Here is a 24,240-nt window from a genome sequence, read left to right on the forward strand (position 1 = left end):
CAGGAATTTTCCTGACTTTTGACTTATATAGGAAGTACAATTCCTAACTGTTTAAGATCTAAATAAGCGGCTCTTAAATCATCGGTTAATATATTTTCTACCTTTTTGGCAAATTGTGAAAAATTTTGCTGATTTAAATATATAAGTAACTCATCCGTATCCTTAATTGATAATAAACGTTCATTATCACTTTTATGAAGTGGATATCCCCAAAGAAACTGTTGAAATAAATGTGAATAGATAGTATGAATAGATTGATAAGGAGAATAGTGCATAATATATTCAATTGTAGCATAAGCACTTAACTCGCAATGATTATTCTTTTTTAGCTGTACTAATAATGAAACAAATTGATTCATTTGTTCATCAGGTAAATGCTTGAAAGTCACTTTTATGATATTTTGACATGTTAAAGTACAAATATATAAACTTTGAACAAAATCAGAGAGTCGATGATGAATGATATGTTGTGTAAAATCACAATGATCACTAGACTCACTATGAGAGAGAATAAGCGTTCCGACACCATTGATAGATTGAACAGCTCCAAGTTTATTCAGAAGTGTAATTGTTCTACGAATAGTGCTAAGAGAAACTTTTTTTTCTTTAGATAATTCAGCCAGCGATGGTAAATAAGTTCCTTCTAAATAATATCCTTTTTGTATATCTTGAATTAATTCTAATCCTACAGAATAACATTTTTGTTCATTCTTTTTATAAATATTCCATGTAAAATAATGACTTTGATCTAATTGTATTTGAATTTTATGTTCATAAAATTCACTAATAGATAAATACATCCAATCATAGGATTGATCAATAATACTTTGTAGCTTATCCCATTGCTTTTGACGACTCAAATGAATCGTTTCAATAAGCAATAATCCTTTTTCTTCTAAAAGCGGAATATCTTTCAAGATATCTAAAAAAGGTATTTGAAAGAATAAAAAGATTTGCCAAATCAGTCTTACCATTACATCACTTTCTAATAATTGATAAAGTTCAAGAAAGAATTGAATGGCTCGATAAGATATTTTGATGTTTCTATTTTTAATCAATAATTCTAATTCATCGAGTAATTGAGGAGAGGCTTTTTTTAAACTCATCAATTGTGCGTGATTAAAGAGATATTTCATAGATTGACTTAAATCTAAAAGAGCATCTTTTCTGGCTGCAAAAAAGACTTGAATATGATGATCAACTTCTTCCTGCGTGTAATTCACAATAACATGTGAACCTACATTTTTAGAGATAGTAATATATTGTTCTTTTTTTAATTTATTATATGCTGCTCGAACAGTTTCAACAGATACATGAAGATATTGGCTCATCTCTTTGATAAATGGTAATTTATCATGATAATGATAGACACCTAGTTCTATTTGCGTTAATAACATTTGATAAATCATATTTTGTAAATCATTGTCTTTTTTCAATCTTCTTCATCCTCACTTGTTGTAGCTTTTATATTTATTTTAGCATGTTATTGGATGAACATCTAGAAAAGCTTAATAGATTTTGGAGAAAAGAAAAGTGATTGTTCTTTTTTTTATGTATGTTATAATAAATCTGTATATGAACAAGGTACTTAATTTATGATGGAGGCTTTAAGAATGAATAATGTATTACAACAAAATAATATTTCTCAATTTAATGGTGAAGATATTGGTATTGCGATGAGTCAGCACCGATTAGATGAGATGTTGACAATGATTGGAGGAAACTCACTTTTTTATCAGTTGTTTCCTTTTGCAAGCGAATCTGATAATAATCTTAAAACATTATTAGCATCTTCACCGCAAGCGTTTGAAACATTAAAAAATACTTTTCTTAAGGTATCTCAAAAAGCAACTTGTGATATTTGTCTATTGTCAGATGAAAATGTTCATCTTAGAGTGACTGGAAATATTGAAGGAGATATCCTTTATTTGACTTATTTAGATATTTCCGATTTTGTGATTGAAAATAAGAATTTATTGAGTCAAAAGAGTCAACAGATACATCATTTTGAATGGATGTTATCAGAGTATCCAAATAATGTTTATGTCAGTGATATGGACAACTATGAATTATTGTATCTTAATGAAAATTCTTGTAATACATTACAGGATCGATTCGAGAATCTGGTTGGTAGAAAATGCTATGAGGTTATTCAGGGAAGAACATCACCATGTCCTTTCTGTACAAATAAGTATTTAAAAGATAATGAAACTTATGAATGGGAATTTTATAATCCTATTTTAGAACGTACATTTATGATTAAAAACAGAATGTTGGATTGGCATGGGCATCGTGCACGAATTGAATTATCTTATGATATGTACAGTACTGAATATAAATTGGCTAAAAAAGATTTAGAAAGAAATGCAATCTTGAGTACAATACCTGGTGGATTGGCACGTGTTGATGCACGTGATTTGTCTACTGTATTATGGTATGGTGGAGAGTTTTTAACAATGATTGGATATACTAAAGAACAATTTGAAAATGAAATCCAATCGCAATGTGCTTCTTATGTTCATGCTGATGATTTAGATCATGCTATTGAAGTGATGCAGGAATCAAGAACGACAGGCCAACCAACGATTTGTGAATCGAGAATTGTAACACGAGATGGACAAATAAAAATTTTAACAATGACTTTTAGTTATGTTAGTGGTGAAGAAAGTTGGGATGGGATTGCATCTTTTTATAGTGTTGGAATTGATATAACAAAAGAACGACAGGAACAGGAAAGACAGAATCAAGCATTAAAAGATGCTTATCAGGCTGTTCAAGTGGCTAGTTCTGCTAAAACGAACTTTTTATCTTCAATGTCACATGATATTAGAACACCAATGAATGCAATTATTGGTATGACAGCTATTGCACAAGCACATATTGATTCACCAGAAAAGATTAATAACTGTTTAAATAAGATTAATGTTTCTAGTCGTCATCTTTTAAGTCTTGTTAATGAGGTTTTAGATATCTCTAAAATTGAAAGTGGGAAAATAGATTTAAATTTAGAAACGGTTGATCTCTCAAAACTTGTAGAGACAATTTATGATATGAGCAAATCACTAACAAGTCGTAAAAATCAGGAATTTAAGATTTTTATTGAAGGTGTTCAACATGAAAAGATTATTACTGATGGAGATCGTTTAAAACAAATATTTATGAATTTAATTTCCAATGCAGTCAAATATACTCCTGAAGGAGGACATATTATTTTACAAATTAAGGAATATGATTCGTTAATTCAAGGTAAAGGTTTTTTTGAATTTTCATTTAGTGATGATGGAATAGGAATAGATGAAAGTTTTATACCAAATCTTTTTAAACCGTTTGCAAGAGCAGAAGATAGTCGGATTAGTAAGATTCAGGGAACGGGACTAGGACTTGCTATTACTGATAATATTGTAAAGATGATGAATGGAACAATTGAGGTTTATACTCAAGTTGGAGAAGGAAGCCAATTTATTGTTTCACTTCCTTTGGAATATGTAGATGAAAAAGAACAAACAGATGAAGAATTAGTGGGACAATCTGTTTTGGTTGTTGATGATGATCAGATTGTATGTGAAAATGCCGCATTATTATTGAATGAATTGGGTATGAAGAGTGAATGGGTATTAAATGGATACGATGCAATTGATCGTATTAAAGAAGCTCATTATAAAAAAGATGATTATTTTGCTATTATATTAGATTGGAAAATGCCTGATTTGAATGGATTGGAGACAATTCGTATTATTAAAAATCAATTATGGAAAGAGATTCCAGTTATTGTGATATCAGCATATGATTTATCTGATATTGAAGAAGATTTTATTGAAGCAGGTGCCGATGCTTTTATTACAAAGCCATTATTCAAATCAAAAATGTTACATGTTTTAGAACTTTTTTGTTCATCGCATTGTTTAGATCATTGCCATGAACAAGTGAAAGAAGTTGATAAACAAATATGTGGTCAACGTATTTTAGTTGTTGAGGATAATGAATTAAATCGTGAAATCGCAATGGAACTATTATCAATGAGAGGATTATTGGTTGAATCTGCAGTGAATGGTGAAGAAGCAGTAGAAATGTTTCAAAGTTCCAAACCAGGATATTATTCAGCCATTTTAATGGATATTCAAATGCCAGTTATGGATGGATACCAAGCTACATCAATCATTCGTCATTTAAAGAGAAGTGATGCTCAGTCAGTACCAATACTTGCATTAAGTGCAAATGTATTTGTATCTGATATCAAAGATGCTCAATCGGTAGGGATGAATGATTATATTTCTAAACCTATTGATGCTGATGAACTTATAAAAATATTACAAAAATATATTGGTTAAGAGAGTTATATCTAAAAAAATAATGTATGATATATAAAAAACTGTAACTTTGTTGTTACAGTTTTTACATATCAGTAATAATTTGTTTAACTAATTTGACTAAATTTTCTTCAGCATGGTCAGCAGCTTCCATGACTTCTTTATGATCGAGTTCACTGTTTCCAAGACCAGCAGCTTTATTTGTTACTAAAGAGATGCCTAATGTTGTCATACCAGAATGACGTGCTACAATAGCTTCTGGCACTGTTGACATACCAACCATGTCAGCACCCATAACTTTTAAAGCTCTAATTTCAGCTGGTGTTTCAAACATAGGACCTTTAAAGAAACAATATACACCTTCTTTGATATTGACATTGACTTTATCAGCAGCCTTTTTTGCAATGGCTTGTAAATCTTTCGAATAAACTTCTGTCATATCTTTAAAACGAGGACCAAATTCATCTAGATTTGGACCACGAAGTGCACTTGGTGCCATAAATCCAATATGATCAGATATTAAAGTTATTTGTCCAGGATTTAAATCTTCTCTAATACCACCACATGCATTGGTTACAAATAAATATTGTATTCCTAGTTTTGCAAAAACACGCACAGGTAAAGTAACAACATCCATATCATGTCCTTCATAATAGTGGAAACGTCCTTTCATAGCACAAACTGTTTTTCCCGCAATTGTTCCAATATATAATTTTCCTTCATGTCCAGGAATTGTTGATTGTGGAAAAAAAGGAATGTCCTTATAATCAATAATAACAGGATTTTCAATTTCATTAGCAAGTGGTCCTAAACCGGAACCTAAGATAATTGCAATATCAATAGGTTGACTATATTGTTCATAAATATATTTATAAGCTTCATTAATTTTGTTGTACATATTCATCCTCCTTGTTATTTATTATATCAAACTCTTTTATCAAAAGAAAAGACCTTTCGGTCTTATTCTGTTACTAAAATAGATGCCTGAGTATAAACTCTTGCTAATAATTCATTATTTAATGAATATAAAGATTTTGGATCATGACCAAAAAGCTCAAACTGTGTTAATAAGTCAGTCGCATTCTTTTCTTCTTCACCTTGTTCACTCACATACCAATCTAAAAATTTCATAGTACGATAATCTTTAACTTGATGAGCAGCATCATAAATATTATGGATAAGGCTTGTCACATATCTTTCGTGTTCTAATCCATATTTTAAAGGATCATCCAACTTATCTAAGACTTTATCAGGTTTATCAATAGCAGATAATGTGACTTCATAATCATTATCTTGTAAGTAATTAAGAATTCCAATCGCATGATCCATTTCTTCTTTGGCCTGAATATTATACCAGTTTGCATAACCATTTAAACCTTTATGTGTATAAAAGTTTGCAAAATCTAAATACAAATAAGCAGAATACATTTCTTTATTGATTTGATCATTTAACAAATCAGCAACTTTTGAATCTAACATTTCTTTTACCTCCATTTATTTTATATCTTTATTATACGCTTATTATGGTCCTATCACAAATTATTTAACTCCCATATTTTACCAAAAGATAAGAAAAGATAGACTTTCTTAAGATAATTTTGGTAAAATATAATAAAAGAGGTGAGTTTATGAACTTTAAAGATACGTTTACTTTATCAAGTATTGAAATGAATGAAAAAAGAGTTTTAAGAGATGCAATTCATGATTATATTCATGTTGATCACCTTGTCATTTGGAAACTTATTAACTCTAAAGAAATGCAAAGATTACGTCGTGTCAAGCAGTTAGGAGGAACATATCAGGTTTTTCAAAGTGCTGAACATTCTCGCTTTGTCCATTCATTAGGTGTTTATCAGGTTGTCAGAAGAATGTTAGAAACAGAATGCCTGGATGATGCTTTAAGTGATTATGATAAGTTATGTGTTATGTGTGCAGGACTGTTACATGATATAGGACATGGACCTTTTTCACATTCTTTTGAAGGTGTTTTTGAAGAAAGTCATGAAGACATTACAGTGAGAATGATTTTAGAAGATAGTGAAGTTCATGATATATTACTTTCAGTAGATTCAAAGTTACCTCATGATGTAGCAAGTATAATACAGCATACTCATCCTAATCAAATTCTTATTCAAATGGTTTCAAGCCAATTAGATGCTGATCGTATGGATTATTTGTTAAGAGATTCTTATATGACAGGAACAACATATGGACAATTTGATATGTCTCGTATTTTACGAACAATGCGTATTTGTCATCATAAGATTGTTTATAAAGAATCTGGTGTTCAGGCTATTGAAAACTATATTTTGGCTCGTTATCATATGTATTGGCAGGTTTATTATCATCCTACTGCGAGAAGTTATGAACATTTATTACAAAGTATTTTTAAAAGAGTCAAAGATTTATATTATTATGGTTTTGAATTTAAAACGGACTTAAAATATCTCATTCCTTTTTTAGAACACCATATGACAGTAGCAGATTTTACGAATTTAGATGAAGCGGTTATCTTGTATTATTTTAAAGAATTTATGAATGAAGATGATTTTATTTTAAGTGATTTATCATCACGATTTTTAAATCGACGTTTGTTTAAATATAAACAACTTTCTAGTCAGATAGAATTAGAAAGAATCAGAGGTATCTGTGAACAACGTGGATATCATCCAGATTATTATATTATCAGTGATAATCAAAAACAGATTCCTTATCTTCATTATGGAGAGAGTGGTGAATTAAGTGAAATAGAAATACTTGATTTAGATGGACATCTTTCACCTTTACCAAGCAAATCAGAAATTGTTTCTGCAATCTTAAATTCAAAGAAGTTTAAATCTGATAAAAAAGTATTTTTCCCAAAGGAGATTAAAGATGATATTTAAGTTTTATAATCAGTTGCATGAAGATGCTAAAATGATTAGACAAAAAGTTTTTGTTGAAGAACAAGGTTTTGAAAATGAGTTTGATGATATTGATGAAAGAAGTTTTCATTTGGTCGTTTATCAAAATAATAAAGCGATTGGGTGTGCAAGAATGTATTCTGATGGACAAGATATGATTTTAGGAAGAATAGCAGTTTTAAAAGAATACAGAGCATTGCACATTGGAAGCCATATTTTGGATGCATTAGAAAAAAAGGCAAGAGAATTAGGGTATAATCATGTTTGTTTATCTGCTCAAGTCAGAGCAAAAGAATTTTATCATAAAAATGGATATAAAGACTTTGGCAAAGAATATCTTGATGAGTACTGTCCTCATGTTCAAATGAAAAAAGTACTTTAACAGGATAATATGAGTTCAGAAGTCTGCGAGGATAAAATGAAGATACATGTTATATGTATCTTTGTTTTGTCCTCTTTTCTTTTATGAAAGGAGGAGGGTTATACCAAAGATAACGATTTCATCTACTAGAGTCTACTATTATGAATTATCTTATGATACTTAACTCATTATTCAAAATGATATATCACTCTATCAGTCCATGTTTCATAAATCCTACAGAGAACTCTATAATAACAATGGAATTAACTCCAAATATCTATCATATCAATGACTACTTTCCTTTAAGTGCAATCAGTGAGGCTAAAGAAATACTGAAGTCACAAAAGACATGGCACCATTAGTCTGTATCATTGAAAAAGAAAAAGCGAAAGCAACTCATAAATAAGAATGACTAGAAGTTATTTGAAAATTTGAAAATTTTTTGCAGGATTTTATTTTTGGAATAGAAAAATATGATGAATGTATTTTACATAATTATCCTCAAGATATCACTTTTAAAATGATGAGAGATATACGTTTTTTTAACTAATGAATCATCATATAAACCAGTTATGAGAGCACATATATTTGTAAAAGGAAAATTACCAATATCCATTGGTTATTATACTTCTATTCAACCTCATGATGGGGCTATGCTAGGTGGTGGATTGTCTGCTGGTATGTTTAAAGTGGCAACAAGTATGATAAAGGATTATATTTTAGAAACTAGTGAAGAACTTGAAAAAATAATTAATCATCCAAATCTTTGTTCATGATTTTTACTTTACTGATGAACAATTATATAATTATCAATCTTTTGTGAAGTTAACATCAAAAAAATTTTACTAAATGAAATCATTCAGTGTTTTTTTAAATAAAACTTTTATTGATTTTCAAATGCCAAAAAGATAGAACAGCATGACTATTATTTTAATGAAATAATATTTTTTGTCACTATTATGAAAAAATAGCACTTATATTTGTTTTGTTGTATACTATCTATAGAAAGTAGAGGAGGACATTATAAATATGGGACACACTTACACACTACAACTTCATACAGGCAGTTTTGTTCATCAAATGCACACATTTGATGAAATAAAAGAAAAAGCTGAACGCATTGTCAAGAAAATAAAAATCAGTGATATTATATTAGGGTGGAATACTGATAAAAACTTGAATAAACAATTGGTTTCTTATTTTCATGAGAAAGGTATTCGTGTTTTATTGTGGCTACCTGTTTTATCTGAAACAGAACAAGTGCGAGATACAACTATGATAACAACAGTCAATGGAAAACAAGGAGAAAGGGTGAATGTGATTGAGCATGAGAGTTTTTCTTTTTCTTGTCCAGGGACTCAACAAAATATTAAGCATGTTATTGATATATACGAAGAGTATTTTTCTGATATTCCTTTTGATGGTGTTTTTATTGATAAAATTCGTTTTCCTTCTTTTGCGAATGGATATGAAGAAGGGTTTGGATGTTTTTGTAAGGCATGCCAAGAGAAACTTACTGGTATTGATTTAGATGAATTAAAGTTATTGATTCATAATCATGATCATTCATTGTTAGAGGGTGAATATGATGAATACGGAATCTATCATTTCAGTCATTTCAATGTTGATAACTTTTATAAGAAACGTGCTCATATCATTACGGATTATATAACTGCTCTTGCAAATTATTTTTCATCACATCATTTGATTGTTGGAGCAGATATCTATGCACCATTCTTAGCTTATCATGTTGGTCAAGATACAAGAAAGATAAGTGAAGTTGTTGATTTTATCAAACCAATGATGTATCGATATACAGAGGCACCAGCAGGTATGCGATATGAATATAATGCTTATATTAAAAACTTTACTGATACTTCATGTTTTGCTGAATATTGGGATCATGACCCTGCTAGTGATGAAAGTATAAAAAAACAATTAGCATTTTTATCTGATTTACCAGCTCATGTATTTCCTGGTATTGAGATGAATCCAATTGAAGGAATCTGTTCAACTGATCAATCCAAACTGAAACAAAATCTAGAACTTTTTAAAGATTATCCAATTATTTCATTATGTTGGGATCTTATGCAAATGGATGAAACATTTTTAAATATATTATAAAAGAAAGCACATCAATAAACCAGATAAGGTTATGATGTGCCTTTTATTATCATTATTTGACAAGCATTTTTCTTGCTTGAATGATGAGTGTAGGAATGAGTGCAAAACCATAAATACATAGTAATTGAATCACTGAGATTGAATGAATCATAAATAAACTATGCAAAGCAGGTATAAATAAAATCAAATGTAACAATGTAAAACCAATAATAAATGCACCAACGCTTGAACGATTTGAGAAGACTCCAATCTTTGTTAGTGGTTGGTCACTACGACAATTGAAACCATGTAATAAACGTGCTAAACAAATCGTTGCAAATGCCATTGTAGAAGCTGTTAAAGGATCTCCTTTAAGTCCCATTAAATAAGAACACATTGTACATAATGCAATGACAATTCCTTCAAAACCAATTTGTAAGAATGTTGGTTTATTTAAAATAGAATCATTAGCATTTCTTGGTTTTTCTTTTAAAACATCATTTCGACTGGCTTCCATTCCAATCGCAATAGCTGGCAAAGAATCTGTAATGAGATTCATAAAAAGTAAGTGAACAGGAAAGAAAGGTGTTGGTAATAAAAGTAATGAAGCAATAAATACACATAAAATTCCTGCAAAGTTACCAGATAATAAATAATTAATAGAATTCTTAATGTTTCGATATACATTACGACCAGTGATAACAGCTTTCACAATTGTTGAGAAATTATCATCTGTTAAAATCATACTGGCAGCATCTTTCGATACTTCTGTTCCAGTAATACCCATAGCCACACCAATATCACTTTGTTTTAAGGCTGGAGCATCATTCACACCGTCACCAGTCATTGCAACAATATCACCACGTTTTTGCCAAGCTTTAACAATACGGATTTTGTGTTCAGGAGCAACTCTGGCATATACACTAATAGAAGTTAATTTTTGATCTAATTCTTGATCACTCATTGCATTTAATTGTTGACCATCAATAGATAAATCCCCATCTTCATAAATACCAATTTTTTTAGCAATACTTCTTGCTGTGACAACATGGTCACCAGTAATCATAATTGGTTTAATACCAGCCATTTTACATTTTGCAACAGCTGATTCACTTTCTTCTCTAGGCGGATCCATTAATGAGACAAGACCAATAAAAGTTAGATTATTTTCATCTTCTAAGCGAACTTGTGAACCCTGAAAATCTTTATATGCAAAACCTAAAACACGTAATCCTTCATTGGCATATTCCTGATTTCTTTGTAAAATTATATCTTTATGTCTTGGTGATAAGATTTCTTTACGACCATTAATAAGAATGGTTTGACATCTTTGTAAGATGACATCAGGAGCACCTTTGGTATAAATATGATTCAATGATGAAATACTCATTAATTTACGATCAGAATCAAAAGGTAATTCACTTTTACGAATGGCTGTATTGTGGAATTGTGAATCATTTTGAGTATGAGCATTAACCAAATCAATAAGTGCTAATTCAGTAGGATCACCAATTCTTTGTTCACCATTAATAACAGCATTGTTACATAATAGACAAGCTTTCAATAAAACATTATGATCATGATTTTGACTATCAAGATCATCTATTTTTAAGAGTTGATTATAAAAGTAGATTGTTTGTGGTGTCATTTTATTTTGCGTTAATGTTCCCGTTTTATCACTACAAATAACAGAGACACAACCTAAACTTTCTACAGAATTTAAATTTTTAATAATGGCATTTTCTTTTACCATTTTTTGAGTACTCATAGATAAAACAATTGTGACAATTGAACTTAAAGCTTCAGGTATAGCAGCAACAGCCAAAGCCACAGCAATCATCATCGCATCTAGTAAAGATTGTTTTGCTAAAAAGATATTTAAAGCCAAAACAATGGCACAGATAAACATGATGGCAATAGATAACTTTCCACTGAATTCATCAAGACTTTTTTGAAGTGGTGTTTTTCTTTCTTGGGCTTCATTAAGCATAGAAGCAATTTTACCGATTTCTGTATGCATACCAATACTTGTGACAATGTAGCGTCCTGTTCCATTCGTTACTAAACTACCAGAAAAAGCCATGTTTTTCTGATCACCAACAACCACTTCTTCATGAATAGCATCAGTTATCTTATTGACGCTATCGACTTCACCTGTTAAGGCACTTTCATTAATTTGTAGAGAAGATGACTCAAAGATTCGTCCATCACCACTGACAATATCACCAGCTTCAATCTGAACAATATCACCAATTGTTAATTCTGTTGAATCAATTTCCTGTAATTTTCCCTCGCGTATCACTTTAACTTGAGGAATAGAAAGTTTTTTTAAACTTTCCAATGACTTCTCAGCTTTTAATGTTTGTACTGTTCCTAAAATAGCATTCACAATAATAACAACAACAATAACCAAAGCACTTTCAAATTGACCGCTTATACTAGAAATAATGGCTGCAATGATAAGAATAATCACTAGTAAATCCTGAAATTGTTTGAAAAAGATAATCAAAGGACTTTCTTTCTTTTTTTCATCAAGAACATTATAACCATATTCCTGATGACGCTTTTTCACTTCTTCTTGTGTTAAACCATTTTTTGATGTTTGACACGCCTGTAATGTTTCTTCGATTTGTTTTTGATAATACATTTTTCTCCTCCTTCTCTCTAGCAAACAAAAAAGACAAGCTCGCTAAAGATTTCATTCTTTAACGAGTCTTGTCTTTAAGATGCACCAGAATAGTTAACTATCCGCGTTTGTTGATGACATCACACATGTTGTGAGACTACTCCCTCATTGCAATTATATTAACATACTCGATTAAATATGTAAATAGCGAATATTTTATTTTGTTTTGCCTATATAGTATTAAAGCATATTTTTATAAAAAAGAATGTCATTTTATGAAGGAGGAATAAAAAATGCAGGAATGGATTATGATGTTAATTGAAAATTATGGTTATATAAGTCTTTTTGTTCTGATGATTGTAGAAAATATTTTTCCACCAATTCCCTCAGAAGTTATTTTAACTTTTGCCGGGTTCATGACATCTATGACATATTTAACTGTTTTTGGTGTGATTGTGGTTGGCTCATGTGGTTCTTTTATAGGTGGGTTGGTTCTTTATTATCTAGGTCGATTATTAACACCTCAAAGATTGGAAAAATTGTTAGAGGGTTCACTTGCCAAAAGACTACATTTTCATAAAGAAGATGTTCAAAAGACACAAGATTGGTTTTTTAAACATGGTAAAAAAGCTGTCTTTTTTGGTAGGCTTGTTCCTATGATTAGAAGTTTTATTTCTATTCCTGCAGGAATGGCTCAAATGTCACTTGTTTCTTATTCATTATATACATTATTAGGAACATTGTTATGGGATAGTATTTTGGTTTTATTAGGAACATATTTAGGAAATCAATGGGATTATATTTCGACAATTATGAGTCAATATGATTTCATTTGGAAGATACTGATTGGTTTTATTATCATTTATTGGCTTTTTAAGAAAATTTCACGTAAAGATAAGCGCTAAACACATATTTATCACATAATTACATTGTAGAATACAATTCATCATGTTTAAGGAGGAAATATCATGAAATTGAAAAGTAAGAAATTATCAAAAATGAGCATTCTTTTTTATATTATTGCAGCAATAATGATGATTGGTTTTGCATTAACAGTTTATAATGTCACAATCTATATTATGGGACTATTCATGGCGGAACAGGTTACTTTCGCAGCCAATTGGGCAGATATTATTTTATATTATGTCAATAATACATTTGTATTTTTAGGAATGAGTGTTATCATTTTTGGAATTGGATATGGTATTCAATTGTTAAAGGATATGACAGTTCAGGAAACTGTAGAAGAAGTCATTGAAGACAATGAAAAAGATGTCAATGATATCTTAGAAGAAATAAAAGTAGAAGAAAGTTTATAAATTGAAAGAGCATCCTAGTGATGCTTTTTTTGTTTGAATATCAAATTTATGTTATGATAATAAAGAAAGAGATAACCACATTATCTATTGTATATGAAGTTATATAAGGATGTATTTCAATTAAAATTTATAAAAAATAAGGATGAGAGATTAAAATGGGATATTTGAAAAAAACAAGGGATTTCTTTAAATATTCTGTTACTCCTTTTTTACAAAATTTTAAGCGTCTTCAGATTATTGTTTTAGGATATAATCTTTGTATTTGTTTTGTTTATTTTGTTTTAAGGAATTGTGAGTTTTCATTGGATGTATTCATAAGAATGTATATGTTGTTTATGGCATTCTATATTGTTTGGGGAATATCGACAGTTATCATGTATGCACAATACGTAGAACGACCAGAGAGTATTTTCAAAGGGAAACATTGGTTAAAACCAGGAAGATATATTTTTTGGGATTTTGGGGGAATAGTATTAGGTAGAGAAATGAGAACGTCTCCTGTTGATGATTATTATTATGTTGTAATGGTTATGTTATTGTTAGTGTTTCCGATGTCATTTATACAGTTACTTATACATAGACAAGTGGATACTTTATCTTTTATTCATATTATAAATGCAGGGTGTCTAGGGATATTAAGAGAGGCACAAAGACTAGAAGATGATTATGTAAAAAACATGGAGAAAGCAAAAGTTATTTATTTTAAAAATCAGGGATGTGAAGATATTCTTAAATATGATGAAGACTATCAACGATATCAGGTTTCATTAGCTTATGAAAAAGCATGGAAGAAAGAACTTGAGGAAAGTTCTTCTCAAAATGATCTTTAGTTGTTTTCTTGGTATTTAAAAACTTTATGAATATATTTATGTGAAAGACTAACTATTTTATATGTTTATAAAATGCATTGATATAGATGAGTGAACTGATGGTATAAGGCAACAAGGAAGCGTATGACAACAAAAGGATTTGTTTGCATGTGAATATATTATTAAGTAAAAAAATCATAGAAACAAAATAAATTTGTTTTATGATTTTTTAATTGCTTTTAAACCAATAAACGAGTCCATTTTCTTGGAAATCACCAGTAATTGGATTAATTGGTATTTGTTGAAGTTTATCAGTTGGCTGATACCAGACATCTTCTTCCTGTAAAAAATTAGCCATTGTCTGAAAAATGACTTTTGGGATTTTTGTATCTGATGACATGTTCATTTCACGATTATCATCATAGCCAGTCCAGCTTAATATTGTGTAATTAGGATTGTATCCAGCACACAGAGAATCATATGATGTTGATCCTGTTTTCACTGCAAATGTTGCTTTGGTTTGATAACCTGTCATAGTGGCTGAAGCGTAAGTACTAAACTGTGAATGAAAAGGAGCAGTTAATAATTGGCTTAATATGAGTGAAGATTCTTTATTTAATAATTGTTGATCTTTTGCCTTATATTCATATAAAACATCACCATCATCATTTGTGATTTTTGTGATTGTGTGAACATCGTTATATATTCCTGTATTTGCAAATGTTACATAAATAGAGGACAATTGATATATATTGGTATTAAGTGTACCTAATGCCAATGATGGATGGGGAGAGACATGTTGAAATCCAAATTGAGAAAGTGCATTAACTAATGTTTGTTCACCTAAAAACATATGTGTTTTGACTGCATATATATTATCACTCACAGCAATCGCTTGAGCGAGTGTTATATCTTTATATGCATATTTTTGATTAAAATTTGTAGGTGAATATTCTTTACCGTTATCCATTTTGAATTGGGTTGGTTCACTTTTAAATTTGGTTGTTGGGGTAAATCCATTTTCTAAAGCTGTATAATAAAGAAGTGGCTTCATTGTTGAGCCAATTTGACGTGTTGCACTCGTTGCACGGTTGAATTGAGACAATGCATAATCTTTTCCTCCAACGATTGCTAAAACTGATGATTGATGACTATCTAAGATCATACTAGAAACTTCTAGTTCTTCTCTTTCTTTCATTTGTTTTGTAACTGTTTGGTTTAAGTGATCTTGGATAGAGGAATCAAGTGTTGTCTGGATATTTAATCCCTGATTGATATAATTTTCTTGATAGAATCCTAATTCTTTTAATTCTTGAATGACAGTATCTTTATAATAAGGATAAGCACATATAAGTGTTGATGAACGATTTTGATTTAAGACAAATGGTGTTTGATTGACTTGATTTGCTTTTTGCTGGGTAATATATTTTTCTTTAACAAGTTGGTCTAAGACTAGTTTTTGTCTTGCTTTCGCACCTTTCATATCTTTAAAAGGAGAATAATATTCTGGTCCATTGACAACACCTGCTAACATTGTTGATTCATTTAAATCTAAATCTTTTGGCTCTTTATTAAAATAATAGCGTGAGGCATTCTTAATACCATAAATACCATGACCAAAATAAACTGTATTAATATATCCTTGTAAAATCGTATCTTTATCATAATGTGCTTCTAAACGAGTTGTTAAAAAAGCTTCATTAATCTTTCGAGACCATGTTTTTTCATTTGTTAAAAACATTAAGCGGGCATATTGCTGCGTAATTGTACTTGCTCCTTCAGACTTTCCACCATCTACAATATTTGCTTTAATCGCTCTTAAAATACCAATGGGATCAAATCCACGATGTTTATAAAAACGATGATCTTCAATTGCGACAATACTTTTTATAAAATCCTTTGATACATCTTTTAAAGAGACATCATTACTTTGTTGATTTGATTGATAATAAAGTTTTTGTTGCTGATCATACATTTTAATATAATGTCCCTGACCAAGATCAGGAGCTTCAATTATAAAACTCACTCCATAAATAACAATCATAAAAACAAACCCACTAATAATTATTCTTCTTAACCATTTAATAAAAGTTTTCAAGTCCATCACCTCATCTCTCATTTTTACCGAAAGTATGCTATAATATTCAAAGGTGATGAAAATGTATCAAACAAAAAAAATTCATTATAAAGCAATTTTTAAACAAAATGAAGAAACAGAAACAATTGAATACAAAGCAAAAGGAATATTATATAAAGATAAACAGACACAAGTAAGTTTTGAAACAAAAGAGGGAACCATCTGTATGACATATAGTCAAGAAGAAGTTCTTCTTAGTCATGGGCATTCACAACTACAGTTTCATTTTGATAAATCAACATGGAATGATTATCAGCTTCCTTATGGAAGTGTTCCGCTCAAAACCAATTTATTAAAATTTGAAGCAAATGATGAACGCATTAAAATGAAATATGAGTTACATGATCAAGGTGGTTTGATTTCAACTGTTTATTTGATGATGACTCTTATATCTGATAGTTTTCAGGAGGAAATATGAAACTACTCAAAATCTTTTTAAGTCGTATTTTTATATTTGGATTACTTATTTTTTTACAAATTGTCTGGATTATTTTAATAACAAGATCTGTCTTATCTAACTTTCATTGGTTAAATCCTGCTCTGAAAATATTAAGTATGCTGGTGGTTTTATGGTTAGTCAATAAAGATGAAAATTCTTCTTATAAGATTTCATGGATTATCCTCATTTTGGTTTTTCCTGTTTTTGGAGGACTTTTATATTTAATGATTGGAAATAAGCAGCCATCACATCGTATTCGTAGAAAATTACAGCCTGTATTAGATGATATTGAAAAGGTTACGTTGATGCCTCAAGTTGATATGCAAAATGATAATCAGGATGATGGTGTAACATATTTAAAAGATATAGGCTATGGGCTATATCCTTATACGACTTCCCGTTATTATTCATTGGGTGATTATTGTTATGCAGATTTATTAAGAGATATTAGAAATGCAAAGCATTATATTTTTATGGAATATTTTATTGTAGCTAGAGGATTAATGTTTGAAACAATACTAAAGCTTTTAAAACAAAAAGTAGATGAAGGTGTTGAAGTCAGATTTATTTATGATGATGTTGGTAGTTTAACAACTGTTCCTTATCATTTTGAAAAAAAACTTGCTGAATTAGGAATTAAATGTGTTGTCTTTAATCCATTTGTTCCACTTGTATCAATTGCAATGAATCACCGTGATCATCGTAAAATTTGTATTATTGATGGATATATTGGTTATAGTGGTGGTTTTAATTTGGCAGATGAATATTTAAATGCGAAAATGCGTTTTGGACATTGGAAGGATACAGGCATTCGTTTAATGGGTGATGGCGTTTGGAATTTAACAACAATGTTTTTATCAATATGGAATGCCTATTGCCCAACAGATGATGATTATACAAAGTTTTATCCTCAATTTGAAAGAATGAATGAAGTACCAGATGGATTTGTGATTGCCTATGGAGATTCACCATTAGATGAAGAGAGAACAGGTGAAAATATCTATTTAAATATGATTCATCGTGCCCAACATGAAATCTTAATTATGACACCTTATTTTATTATTGATGAAACAATGATGAAAGCTTTAATCTTAGCTCGAAAAAAAGGGGTTGTTGTGAAAATTATTACACCTGGTGTTCCTGATAAAAAGAATGTCTATCGTGTGACACGCTCCTATTACTATTCGCTGATTCAAGAAGGGATTGAATTTTATGAATATCAGCCAGGTTTCTTGCACGCTAAAATGGTACTTTGTGATCAACGTATTGCTACAGTAGGGACAATCAATTTTGATTATCGAAGTCTGTATTTACATTTTGAATGTAATGTTCTTTTAACCCAAAAAGAAACGATTTTAGCGATATCTCAGGATTTTAAGGAAACACTAGCATTAAGTCAAAAAATAGATCAAAAACATAGTCGTAGATTTAGAGGATTATATGAAGCTATTTTGCGATTATTTGCACCTTTGATGTAAGAAAAATGTTGACTATATCGCTAAATATGATATTGTATTAAAAGTATGATAAATGATAAAAGGAGGATACTATGGCTGTTAATAAAATAGAACTTTCTTTAAAGAAGGTCTTACAAAAGGCAATTATAGATTTAAAATATGTAGAAGATTATAATCTTGAACAAATAGTCATTGAAATCCCAAAAGATAAAGCTCATGGTGATTATTCAAGTAATATTGCAATGCAATTAACAAAAATTCTGAAAAGAAATCCAAGAGAAATTGCAACACAAATTATTGAAGCTATTGATAAAGAAGCGGGAAATATTGATCATGTAGAGATTGCGGGACCAGGATTTATTAATTTGTTTTTGAAAAAAGATGCAATGACATCTATTTTAAAAGAGGTTTTAGAAGAACAGGATCATTATGGTGAAAGTGATTTTGGTCAGGGAATCAAATATAACATTGAATTTGTTTCAGCAAATCCAACTGGTGATCTACACTTAGGACATGCAAAAGGGGCTGCTGTTGGTGATAGTATATGTCGTATTATGAGTGCAGCTGGTTATGATGTCACAAAAGAATATTATATTAATGATGCTGGAAATCAAATTACGAATTTAGCATTATCATTGTATGCGAGATATTTACAGGCGTTAGGACAAGATAAAGAACTTCCTGAAGATGGTTATTATGGAAAAGATATTATTGAAATTGCGCAAAATATTAAGCAGGAATTTGGTGATCGATTTGCTAATGTATCAGAAAAAGAAGCCATTGCTTATTTTAGAAAAATTGGAACAGAACATGAACTTCAAAAAATTAAAGATATTTTAAAAGAATTTAGAGTTGTTCATGATGTTTGGTTTAGTGAAACATCTTTATATGATGAAAATAAGATTGAACCAACAATTCAAAGATTAAAAGATCAAGGTTATACTTATGAGGCTGAAGGAGCTTTATGGTTTAAATCAACTGAATTTGGTGATGATAAAGATCGTGTTCTCATTAAATCTGATGGAAGTTATACATATTTAACACCTGATATTGCATATCATTTAAATAAGTTAGATCGTGGATATGAATATTTGGTTGATTTACTTGGTGCTGATCATCATGGATATATTAATCGTATGAAAGCTGCTATTCAAGCTTTAGGATATAATGCAGATCAATTAAATATTGATATTATGCAAATGGTCAGAATGGTGGAAAATGGCGAAGTTGTCAAGATGAGTAAGCGTACGGGAAATGCTGTTACGATTAAAGATTTAATTGATGATATTGGAGTAGATGCATCACGTTATTTCTTTGTTTCAAAAGCAGCAAGTTCACCATTTGATTTTGATTTAGGATTAGCAAAATCTAAGTCTAACGATAATCCTGTCTATTATGCACAATATGCGCATGCCAGAATGTGTTCAATTGAAAAACAGGCAGCCAATGCAGGTATTTCTATGGTGGATCATTTTGAATTATTGGTGCATAATAAAGAAATTGAATTGGTTAAGCATATTAATGAGTTCAGAAATGAAATTATTGAATGTGCAAAACAAAGAGCACCTCATAAAATTGCTAATTATATTCAAAGACTTGCTCAATTATTCCATTCGTTCTATAATGATTGTTATGTTATAGATGAAAACAATAAAGAATTATCTTCACAAAGATTAGCTTTAGTCAAAGCCAGTCAAATAACTTTAAAAAATGCATTAAATTTAATTGGTGTGAGTGCACCTGAAAAAATGTAGGAGGAAATTATGATTGATTATAAACAAAGTTCAATGGTAGATATTGCATTTGATTTAATGAAGAAAAAGAAAAAACCTGTTGATTTCTATAAATTATGGCAGGAAGTTTCAGAAATCAAAGGATTTACAAATGAGGAAAAAGATGATAACGAATCATTATTTTATACAAATATTACTTTAGATGGTCGTTTAATTACAGTTGGTGAAAATCGCTGGGATTTAAGAAGTCGTCATAAGTTTGATGAAGTTCATATTGATATGAATGATATTTATGCTGATGAAGAGGAAGAAGCTCCTGAAGAAGAGGAAGATGACGGATTAGTAGAAGATGATTACAATTAGAGATGGAGACATCTCTTTTTTTGCATTTATGTTGTACTGATAAGTCAGACATGTTAGAATTGGTTCACTATGATGTAAAGGAAGATTTGATGAAGAAAAATAAGCATGAAAAGTATAGTTTACTAACAGCTATAACGATGATTGTTGGAACATGTATTGGCTCGGGTATCTTTTTTAAGAGTGATAATATTTTAATGGCTACTCAAGGGAGTATTCTCTTGGGTGTTTTGTTGTTTATTTTGGCAGCTATAGCCATTATTTTTGGGAGTTTAACGATTGGTGAATTAGCCGCAAGAACACAAAAAGCTGGGGGACTTGTCACATATGCCCAAGAATTTGTGAATGATCAAACAGCTTGTGGTTTTGGTTGGTTTTTAACATTGATTTATTATCCTACCATTACGGTGGTTGTTTCTTGGGTGATAGGAATATATGTTGATATTTTATTTCATATGCAGGCGACTTTAGAAGAACAATTATTTATTGGATTGATTTTTTTGACTATTTGTTTTTTCTATAATATTTTCTTGCCTCGTTTTGGAGCTATTTTTCAAGATATATCAACATTTGTAAAAATGTTGCCATTATTAATGTTAGGTATTTTAGGGATTTTATTTGGTGATCCAGTGGCTGGACTTAATGATGTTTCACCTGTTGCTATCATGAGTTCTGGCTGGTTAATGGCTTTAGGACCAATTGCTTATTCTTATGATGGCTGGATTGTTGCGACATCGATTGCCCACGAAGTGAAAGATTCTTCTTCGACAATGCCAAAAGCACTAACGATTGCCCCATTGTTGATTTTAAGTATCTATATTCTTTATTTTGTTGGAATATCAAGTTATGTTGGTGTTGAACAGGTTATTTTGTTAGGTGATGCACATGTAGGCTACGGGGCAAGTCATCTTTTAGGAAATACGTTTGCTAAGTTGATTATTGTCTTTGTGATTATTTCAGTTATGGGAACAGTGAATGGCTTGGTTACAGGATATATGCGTATGCCATATTCTTTAGCTTTAAGAAAAGGGATGATTCCTTTTTCAGATATTTTAAAAAAGGTTCATTCCCAATTAGATATTCCTATTTATTCTGCTTTAGTTGCATTTTTGATATGTCTTTTTTGGTTAGTTGTACACTACATTTGTACAAAATTTTCATTATTAACTAATAGTGATGTTTCAGAAATTGCTATTTCTATTGCTTATGTTTTATATATTGTTTTATATTATCAGGTTTTTAAATTATATCTAAAGGGAGAAATAAAAAGCATTTTTAAGGGTGTAATTTGTCCTGCTTTTGCAACCCTTGGTTCGTTTATTATTTTATCTGGTGGATTACAGAATAAATATATTATATATTATGTTTTCTTTTGTGGAGGGATTTATGGATTATCTCAGGTGTATATGAAGAGACATCAAAAGTAATGATTTATTTCAATTCATGAAAAGTGTATAATAAAGCAAGGAGGTGTCAAAAGATGGATATTTATTATGAAAGTATTGGGGAAGGATTTCCAATCATTTGTTTACATGGCAATAGTGAAGATCATCATATTTTTGATGACGCTGTAAAAATACTGTCAAAGAAGTATCAATGTCTTTTGATTGATTCTCGTTATCATGGGCGCTCTGTTCATCAAGGAGAACTTTCTTATGAACAAATGGCAAAAGATGTCCAAAAGATTATTAGTGATTTGCATATAAATGCATATGGTGTTATAGGTTTTAGTGATGGTGCCATTGTCTCTTTAATGTTAGGTATGAATGATTTAAGAGTCAAATATATTGTGAGCATTGGAGCCAATACAAAACCTCAAATGTTAAAACCAATTTGTCGTTTAGGTATGTATTTGACTTATTTTTGTTTATTGCCTTTTTGTATTTATAATCCTAAAGCAAGAACAATGCGTAAATTATATCAATTGATGTTACATCAACCACAAATTGAATACAGTGACCTGCATAAGATTCATATCCCTGTATTGGTGATGGCTGGGGAATATGATATGATTAAACAAGAAGATACACAAAAAATTGGCGAGACTTTACCTTATAGTGCTGTTAAGATTATCAAACAAGGAAATCATTTTTTGTTAAGAGATTATTTTCAACAGACAATGAAAGAAATAGAATTATTTTTAAAAGCGTGTCATCAGGAGGAATCAAATGAAAGTATGTCAGATTAAAGATATTTGTATTGGTGAGGGAAAACCTAAAGTTTGTTTGCCGGTTGTTGGAGTTAATGAAGAGGAAATTCTTCAACAAATAGAATCTTTTAAATCATTTCAATATGATCTTATTGAATTAAGAATAGATTTTTATAAAGATATTCATGATGATCAAAAAGTTAATGATTTATTATATAAAATAAATAAAAAAACCAATAAACCTCTTTTATTCACTTATCGCTCTTTAAGAGAAGGTGGTCAAATTCAATTAACAGATGAAAACTATTTAAAATTAATACAAACAGCATGTGTTAGTCAATGTATTGATCTCGTTGATATTGAATTAATGAGTGGATCTGTATTGGTTTATCAACTTGTTGAAATAGCTCATCAAAATGGGGTTAAAGTCATTATGTCTAATCATGATTTTGAAAAAACACCAACAAGCGATGAAATGATGAATCGATTAGAAAAGATGGAAGTCTTAGGTGCTGATATTGCGAAAATGGCTGTGATGCCCTGCAATAAGAAAGATGTGATTTCATTATTAAATATAACAATGGAAACGTCACATAAACTGACAATTCCTCTTGTGACAATGTCAATGGGACAATTAGGTGTGATTTCAAGAATAACTGGAGAATTAACAGGTTCAGCAATGACTTTTGCGAGTGTTCAAAAAGCTTCAGCACCAGGACAAATCAATGTTTCTGATATGCAGATGCTTTTGGAGGCGATTCATCATGATTGATTTTCAAAAAGCACGACAGGCGTTTCAGAGATATGTTTCACAATATGATGCCAATATCCCATCTATTCGAATGAAAATCATTCATACATATGAAGTGATGAAATGTAGTGATTATCTATGTGAACAATTAGGATTAAATCAAGAAGATAAGGATTTAGCATCACTTATTGCATTATTACATGATATTGGTCGTTTTGAACAATGGATGAAATATGAAAGTTTTGCTGATTATAAAACAGTTGATCATGCTTTGTTTTCAAGTCATTTATTGTTTGATGATGGATTGATTAGAGAATTTATTGATGATAGTCAATATGATCAAATCATTAAAGTCGCTATTGAACAACACAATAAGTATCAAATTGATCAAGGTTTTGATGAGCGAACTTTATTATTTATCCATCTCATTAGAGATGCTGATAAATTAGATAATTTTAGAGTTAAAGATGAAGAAGATATTGAAACAACATTATATGTTTCATTAACACAAGTAAATCAGGAAACCATCTCACCAGCAATATATGATCAGTTTTATCATCAAAAATTAATCTATGGTCCAACGAGACAAACACATTTAGATATGTGGTTATCATATATTGCTTTTATTTTTGATTTGCATTTTTCAGTTAGCTTAAAATATATAAGAGAGCATGATTGGGTCAATCGTTCTTTTGATAGATTAAATCCTCAAGATGAAAAAACCCATCAGCAATATGAGATATTAAGACAAAAAGCAATAGATTATATTCATTAGAGAGGATTATT

At 30.1% G+C, this 24,240-nt stretch carries 21 protein-coding genes; 16 read left to right on the forward strand and 5 right to left on the reverse strand.

Going from position 1 to position 24,240, the window contains the following annotated elements; all coding sequences use genetic code 11:
- Nucleotides 1-23: 23 nt before the first annotated feature.
- Nucleotides 24-1,436, reverse strand: a complete 1,413-nt coding sequence (locus tag BN1865_RS15005) for a GntR family transcriptional regulator (RefSeq protein WP_050638073.1) — start codon at nucleotides 1,434-1,436, stop codon at nucleotides 24-26.
- A 177-nt stretch (nucleotides 1,437-1,613) separates the two neighbouring features.
- On the opposite strand from BN1865_RS15005, the gene BN1865_RS15010 reads away from it, so the two are divergent.
- Nucleotides 1,614-4,328 (forward strand): PAS domain-containing hybrid sensor histidine kinase/response regulator, encoded by a 2,715-nt coding sequence (locus BN1865_RS15010; RefSeq protein ID WP_050638074.1) that lies wholly within the window; start codon nucleotides 1,614-1,616, stop codon nucleotides 4,326-4,328.
- Between the two features lie 64 nt (nucleotides 4,329-4,392).
- On the opposite strand, the gene BN1865_RS15015 is transcribed toward BN1865_RS15010, so the two are convergent.
- Together BN1865_RS15015 and BN1865_RS15020 are read right to left on the reverse strand one after the other, a co-directional pair.
- Complete coding sequence (locus BN1865_RS15015; protein ID WP_050638075.1) at nucleotides 4,393-5,205, reverse strand: purine-nucleoside phosphorylase; 813 nt, start codon at nucleotides 5,203-5,205, stop codon at nucleotides 4,393-4,395.
- A 62-nt stretch (nucleotides 5,206-5,267) separates the two neighbouring features.
- On the reverse strand, nucleotides 5,268-5,786 hold the full coding sequence (locus tag BN1865_RS15020) for a ferritin (RefSeq protein ID WP_050638076.1): 519 nt from the start codon (nucleotides 5,784-5,786) through the stop codon (nucleotides 5,268-5,270).
- Nucleotides 5,787-5,935: 149 nt separating this feature from the next.
- On the opposite strand from BN1865_RS15020, the gene BN1865_RS15025 reads away from it, so the two are divergent.
- The 4 genes from BN1865_RS15025 (at nucleotide 5,936) to BN1865_RS15040 (ending at nucleotide 9,695) form a co-directional block, all read left to right on the forward strand.
- Nucleotides 5,936-7,192, forward strand: a complete 1,257-nt coding sequence (locus tag BN1865_RS15025) for an HD domain-containing protein (RefSeq protein WP_050638077.1) — start codon at nucleotides 5,936-5,938, stop codon at nucleotides 7,190-7,192.
- On the forward strand, nucleotides 7,182-7,592 hold the full coding sequence (locus tag BN1865_RS15030) for a GNAT family N-acetyltransferase (protein ID WP_050638078.1): 411 nt from the start codon (nucleotides 7,182-7,184) through the stop codon (nucleotides 7,590-7,592). Before BN1865_RS15025 ends, BN1865_RS15030 begins: the two co-directional genes overlap by 11 nt.
- A gap of 551 nt (nucleotides 7,593-8,143) precedes the next feature.
- Nucleotides 8,144-8,347 (forward strand): DUF2461 domain-containing protein, encoded by a 204-nt coding sequence (locus BN1865_RS18810; protein ID WP_050638079.1) that lies wholly within the window; start codon nucleotides 8,144-8,146, stop codon nucleotides 8,345-8,347.
- Between the two features lie 253 nt (nucleotides 8,348-8,600).
- A complete protein-coding gene (locus tag BN1865_RS15040) occupies nucleotides 8,601-9,695 on the forward strand; it encodes a putative glycoside hydrolase (protein ID WP_050638080.1) in 1,095 nt (364 codons plus the stop codon).
- Nucleotides 9,696-9,747: 52 nt separating this feature from the next.
- Here BN1865_RS15040 and BN1865_RS15045 read toward each other — a convergent pair whose 3' ends face one another.
- Complete coding sequence (locus tag BN1865_RS15045; RefSeq protein WP_050638081.1) at nucleotides 9,748-12,321, reverse strand: cation-translocating P-type ATPase; 2,574 nt, start codon at nucleotides 12,319-12,321, stop codon at nucleotides 9,748-9,750.
- 272 nt (nucleotides 12,322-12,593) lie between these two features.
- Here BN1865_RS15045 and BN1865_RS15050 point away from each other — a divergent pair, with 272 nt between their 5' ends.
- From BN1865_RS15050 to BN1865_RS15060, 3 genes are all read left to right on the forward strand, one after another.
- Complete coding sequence (locus tag BN1865_RS15050; protein ID WP_050638082.1) at nucleotides 12,594-13,205, forward strand: DedA family protein; 612 nt, start codon at nucleotides 12,594-12,596, stop codon at nucleotides 13,203-13,205.
- Between the two features lie 63 nt (nucleotides 13,206-13,268).
- Complete coding sequence (locus BN1865_RS15055; protein ID WP_050638083.1) at nucleotides 13,269-13,619, forward strand: hypothetical protein; 351 nt, start codon at nucleotides 13,269-13,271, stop codon at nucleotides 13,617-13,619.
- 155 nt (nucleotides 13,620-13,774) lie between these two features.
- Entirely contained in the window at nucleotides 13,775-14,449 is a 675-nt protein-coding gene (locus BN1865_RS15060) for a hypothetical protein (protein ID WP_050638084.1), read from the forward strand.
- A gap of 208 nt (nucleotides 14,450-14,657) precedes the next feature.
- Here BN1865_RS15060 and BN1865_RS15065 read toward each other — a convergent pair whose 3' ends face one another.
- Nucleotides 14,658-16,526 carry a transglycosylase domain-containing protein gene (locus BN1865_RS15065; RefSeq protein ID WP_050638607.1) on the reverse strand — a complete coding sequence of 623 codons (1,869 nt, stop codon included), beginning with the start codon at nucleotides 16,524-16,526 and terminating at the stop codon, nucleotides 14,658-14,660.
- A gap of 61 nt (nucleotides 16,527-16,587) precedes the next feature.
- Between BN1865_RS15065 and BN1865_RS15070 the strand changes: the two genes are divergently transcribed.
- From BN1865_RS15070 to BN1865_RS15105, 8 genes are all read left to right on the forward strand, one after another.
- Complete coding sequence (locus BN1865_RS15070) at nucleotides 16,588-16,983, forward strand: DUF1934 family protein (protein WP_050638085.1); 396 nt, start codon at nucleotides 16,588-16,590, stop codon at nucleotides 16,981-16,983.
- Entirely contained in the window at nucleotides 16,980-18,482 is a 1,503-nt protein-coding gene (gene cls / locus BN1865_RS15075; RefSeq protein WP_050638086.1) for a cardiolipin synthase, read from the forward strand. The genes BN1865_RS15070 and cls overlap by 4 nt, the downstream gene beginning before the upstream one ends.
- A 71-nt stretch (nucleotides 18,483-18,553) precedes the next feature.
- Complete coding sequence (gene argS / locus BN1865_RS15080; RefSeq protein WP_050638087.1) at nucleotides 18,554-20,215, forward strand: arginine--tRNA ligase; 1,662 nt, start codon at nucleotides 18,554-18,556, stop codon at nucleotides 20,213-20,215.
- 9 nt (nucleotides 20,216-20,224) lie between these two features.
- On the forward strand, nucleotides 20,225-20,557 hold the full coding sequence (gene rpoE, locus BN1865_RS15085) for a DNA-directed RNA polymerase subunit delta (RefSeq protein WP_050638088.1): 333 nt from the start codon (nucleotides 20,225-20,227) through the stop codon (nucleotides 20,555-20,557).
- An 89-nt stretch (nucleotides 20,558-20,646) separates the two neighbouring features.
- A complete protein-coding gene (locus BN1865_RS15090; protein WP_050638608.1) occupies nucleotides 20,647-21,981 on the forward strand; it encodes an APC family permease in 1,335 nt (444 codons plus the stop codon).
- Between the two features lie 53 nt (nucleotides 21,982-22,034).
- Nucleotides 22,035-22,742: an alpha/beta fold hydrolase gene (locus BN1865_RS15095; RefSeq protein WP_050638089.1), complete on the forward strand. Its 708-nt coding sequence runs from the start codon at nucleotides 22,035-22,037 to the stop codon at nucleotides 22,740-22,742.
- The gene (gene aroD / locus BN1865_RS15100) at nucleotides 22,723-23,475 is read left to right on the forward strand and encodes a type I 3-dehydroquinate dehydratase (protein WP_050638090.1); all 753 of its coding nucleotides are present in this window, start codon (nucleotides 22,723-22,725) and stop codon (nucleotides 23,473-23,475) included. The genes BN1865_RS15095 and aroD overlap by 20 nt, the downstream gene beginning before the upstream one ends.
- On the forward strand, nucleotides 23,468-24,229 hold the full coding sequence (locus tag BN1865_RS15105; RefSeq protein ID WP_050638091.1) for an HD domain-containing protein: 762 nt from the start codon (nucleotides 23,468-23,470) through the stop codon (nucleotides 24,227-24,229). Before aroD ends, BN1865_RS15105 begins: the two co-directional genes overlap by 8 nt.
- Nucleotides 24,230-24,240 lie beyond the last annotated feature (11 nt).

The sequence above is a fragment of the Candidatus Stoquefichus sp. SB1 genome (assembly GCF_001244545.1).
GTDB lineage: Bacteria > Bacillota_I > Bacilli_A > Erysipelotrichales > Coprobacillaceae > Stoquefichus.

Bases quoted from the DNA above. Each gene is read 5' to 3' on its own strand.
- rpoE (WP_050638088.1), top strand. From the start codon at position 20,225: ATGATTGATTATAAACAAAGTTCAATGGTAGATATTGCATTTGATTTA.
- BN1865_RS15015 (WP_050638075.1), bottom strand. From the start codon at position 5,205: ATGTACAACAAAATTAATGAAGCTTATAAATATATTTATGAACAATAT.
- BN1865_RS15025 (WP_050638077.1), top strand. From the start codon at position 5,936: ATGAACTTTAAAGATACGTTTACTTTATCAAGTATTGAAATGAATGAA.
- argS (WP_050638087.1), top strand. From the start codon at position 18,554: ATGGCTGTTAATAAAATAGAACTTTCTTTAAAGAAGGTCTTACAAAAG.
- BN1865_RS15105 (WP_050638091.1), top strand. From the start codon at position 23,468: ATGATTGATTTTCAAAAAGCACGACAGGCGTTTCAGAGATATGTTTCA.
- BN1865_RS18810 (WP_050638079.1), top strand. From the start codon at position 8,144: ATGAGAGCACATATATTTGTAAAAGGAAAATTACCAATATCCATTGGT.
- BN1865_RS15040 (WP_050638080.1), top strand. From the start codon at position 8,601: ATGGGACACACTTACACACTACAACTTCATACAGGCAGTTTTGTTCAT.
- BN1865_RS15090 (WP_050638608.1), top strand. From the start codon at position 20,647: ATGAAGAAAAATAAGCATGAAAAGTATAGTTTACTAACAGCTATAACG.
- BN1865_RS15045 (WP_050638081.1), bottom strand. From the start codon at position 12,321: ATGTATTATCAAAAACAAATCGAAGAAACATTACAGGCGTGTCAAACA.
- BN1865_RS15070 (WP_050638085.1), top strand. From the start codon at position 16,588: ATGTATCAAACAAAAAAAATTCATTATAAAGCAATTTTTAAACAAAAT.
- BN1865_RS15095 (WP_050638089.1), top strand. From the start codon at position 22,035: ATGGATATTTATTATGAAAGTATTGGGGAAGGATTTCCAATCATTTGT.
- BN1865_RS15010 (WP_050638074.1), top strand. From the start codon at position 1,614: ATGAATAATGTATTACAACAAAATAATATTTCTCAATTTAATGGTGAA.
- BN1865_RS15020 (WP_050638076.1), bottom strand. From the start codon at position 5,786: ATGTTAGATTCAAAAGTTGCTGATTTGTTAAATGATCAAATCAATAAA.
- BN1865_RS15060 (WP_050638084.1), top strand. From the start codon at position 13,775: ATGGGATATTTGAAAAAAACAAGGGATTTCTTTAAATATTCTGTTACT.
- BN1865_RS15055 (WP_050638083.1), top strand. From the start codon at position 13,269: ATGAAATTGAAAAGTAAGAAATTATCAAAAATGAGCATTCTTTTTTAT.
- BN1865_RS15030 (WP_050638078.1), top strand. From the start codon at position 7,182: ATGATATTTAAGTTTTATAATCAGTTGCATGAAGATGCTAAAATGATT.
- cls (WP_050638086.1), top strand. From the start codon at position 16,980: ATGAAACTACTCAAAATCTTTTTAAGTCGTATTTTTATATTTGGATTA.
- aroD (WP_050638090.1), top strand. From the start codon at position 22,723: ATGAAAGTATGTCAGATTAAAGATATTTGTATTGGTGAGGGAAAACCT.
- BN1865_RS15050 (WP_050638082.1), top strand. From the start codon at position 12,594: ATGCAGGAATGGATTATGATGTTAATTGAAAATTATGGTTATATAAGT.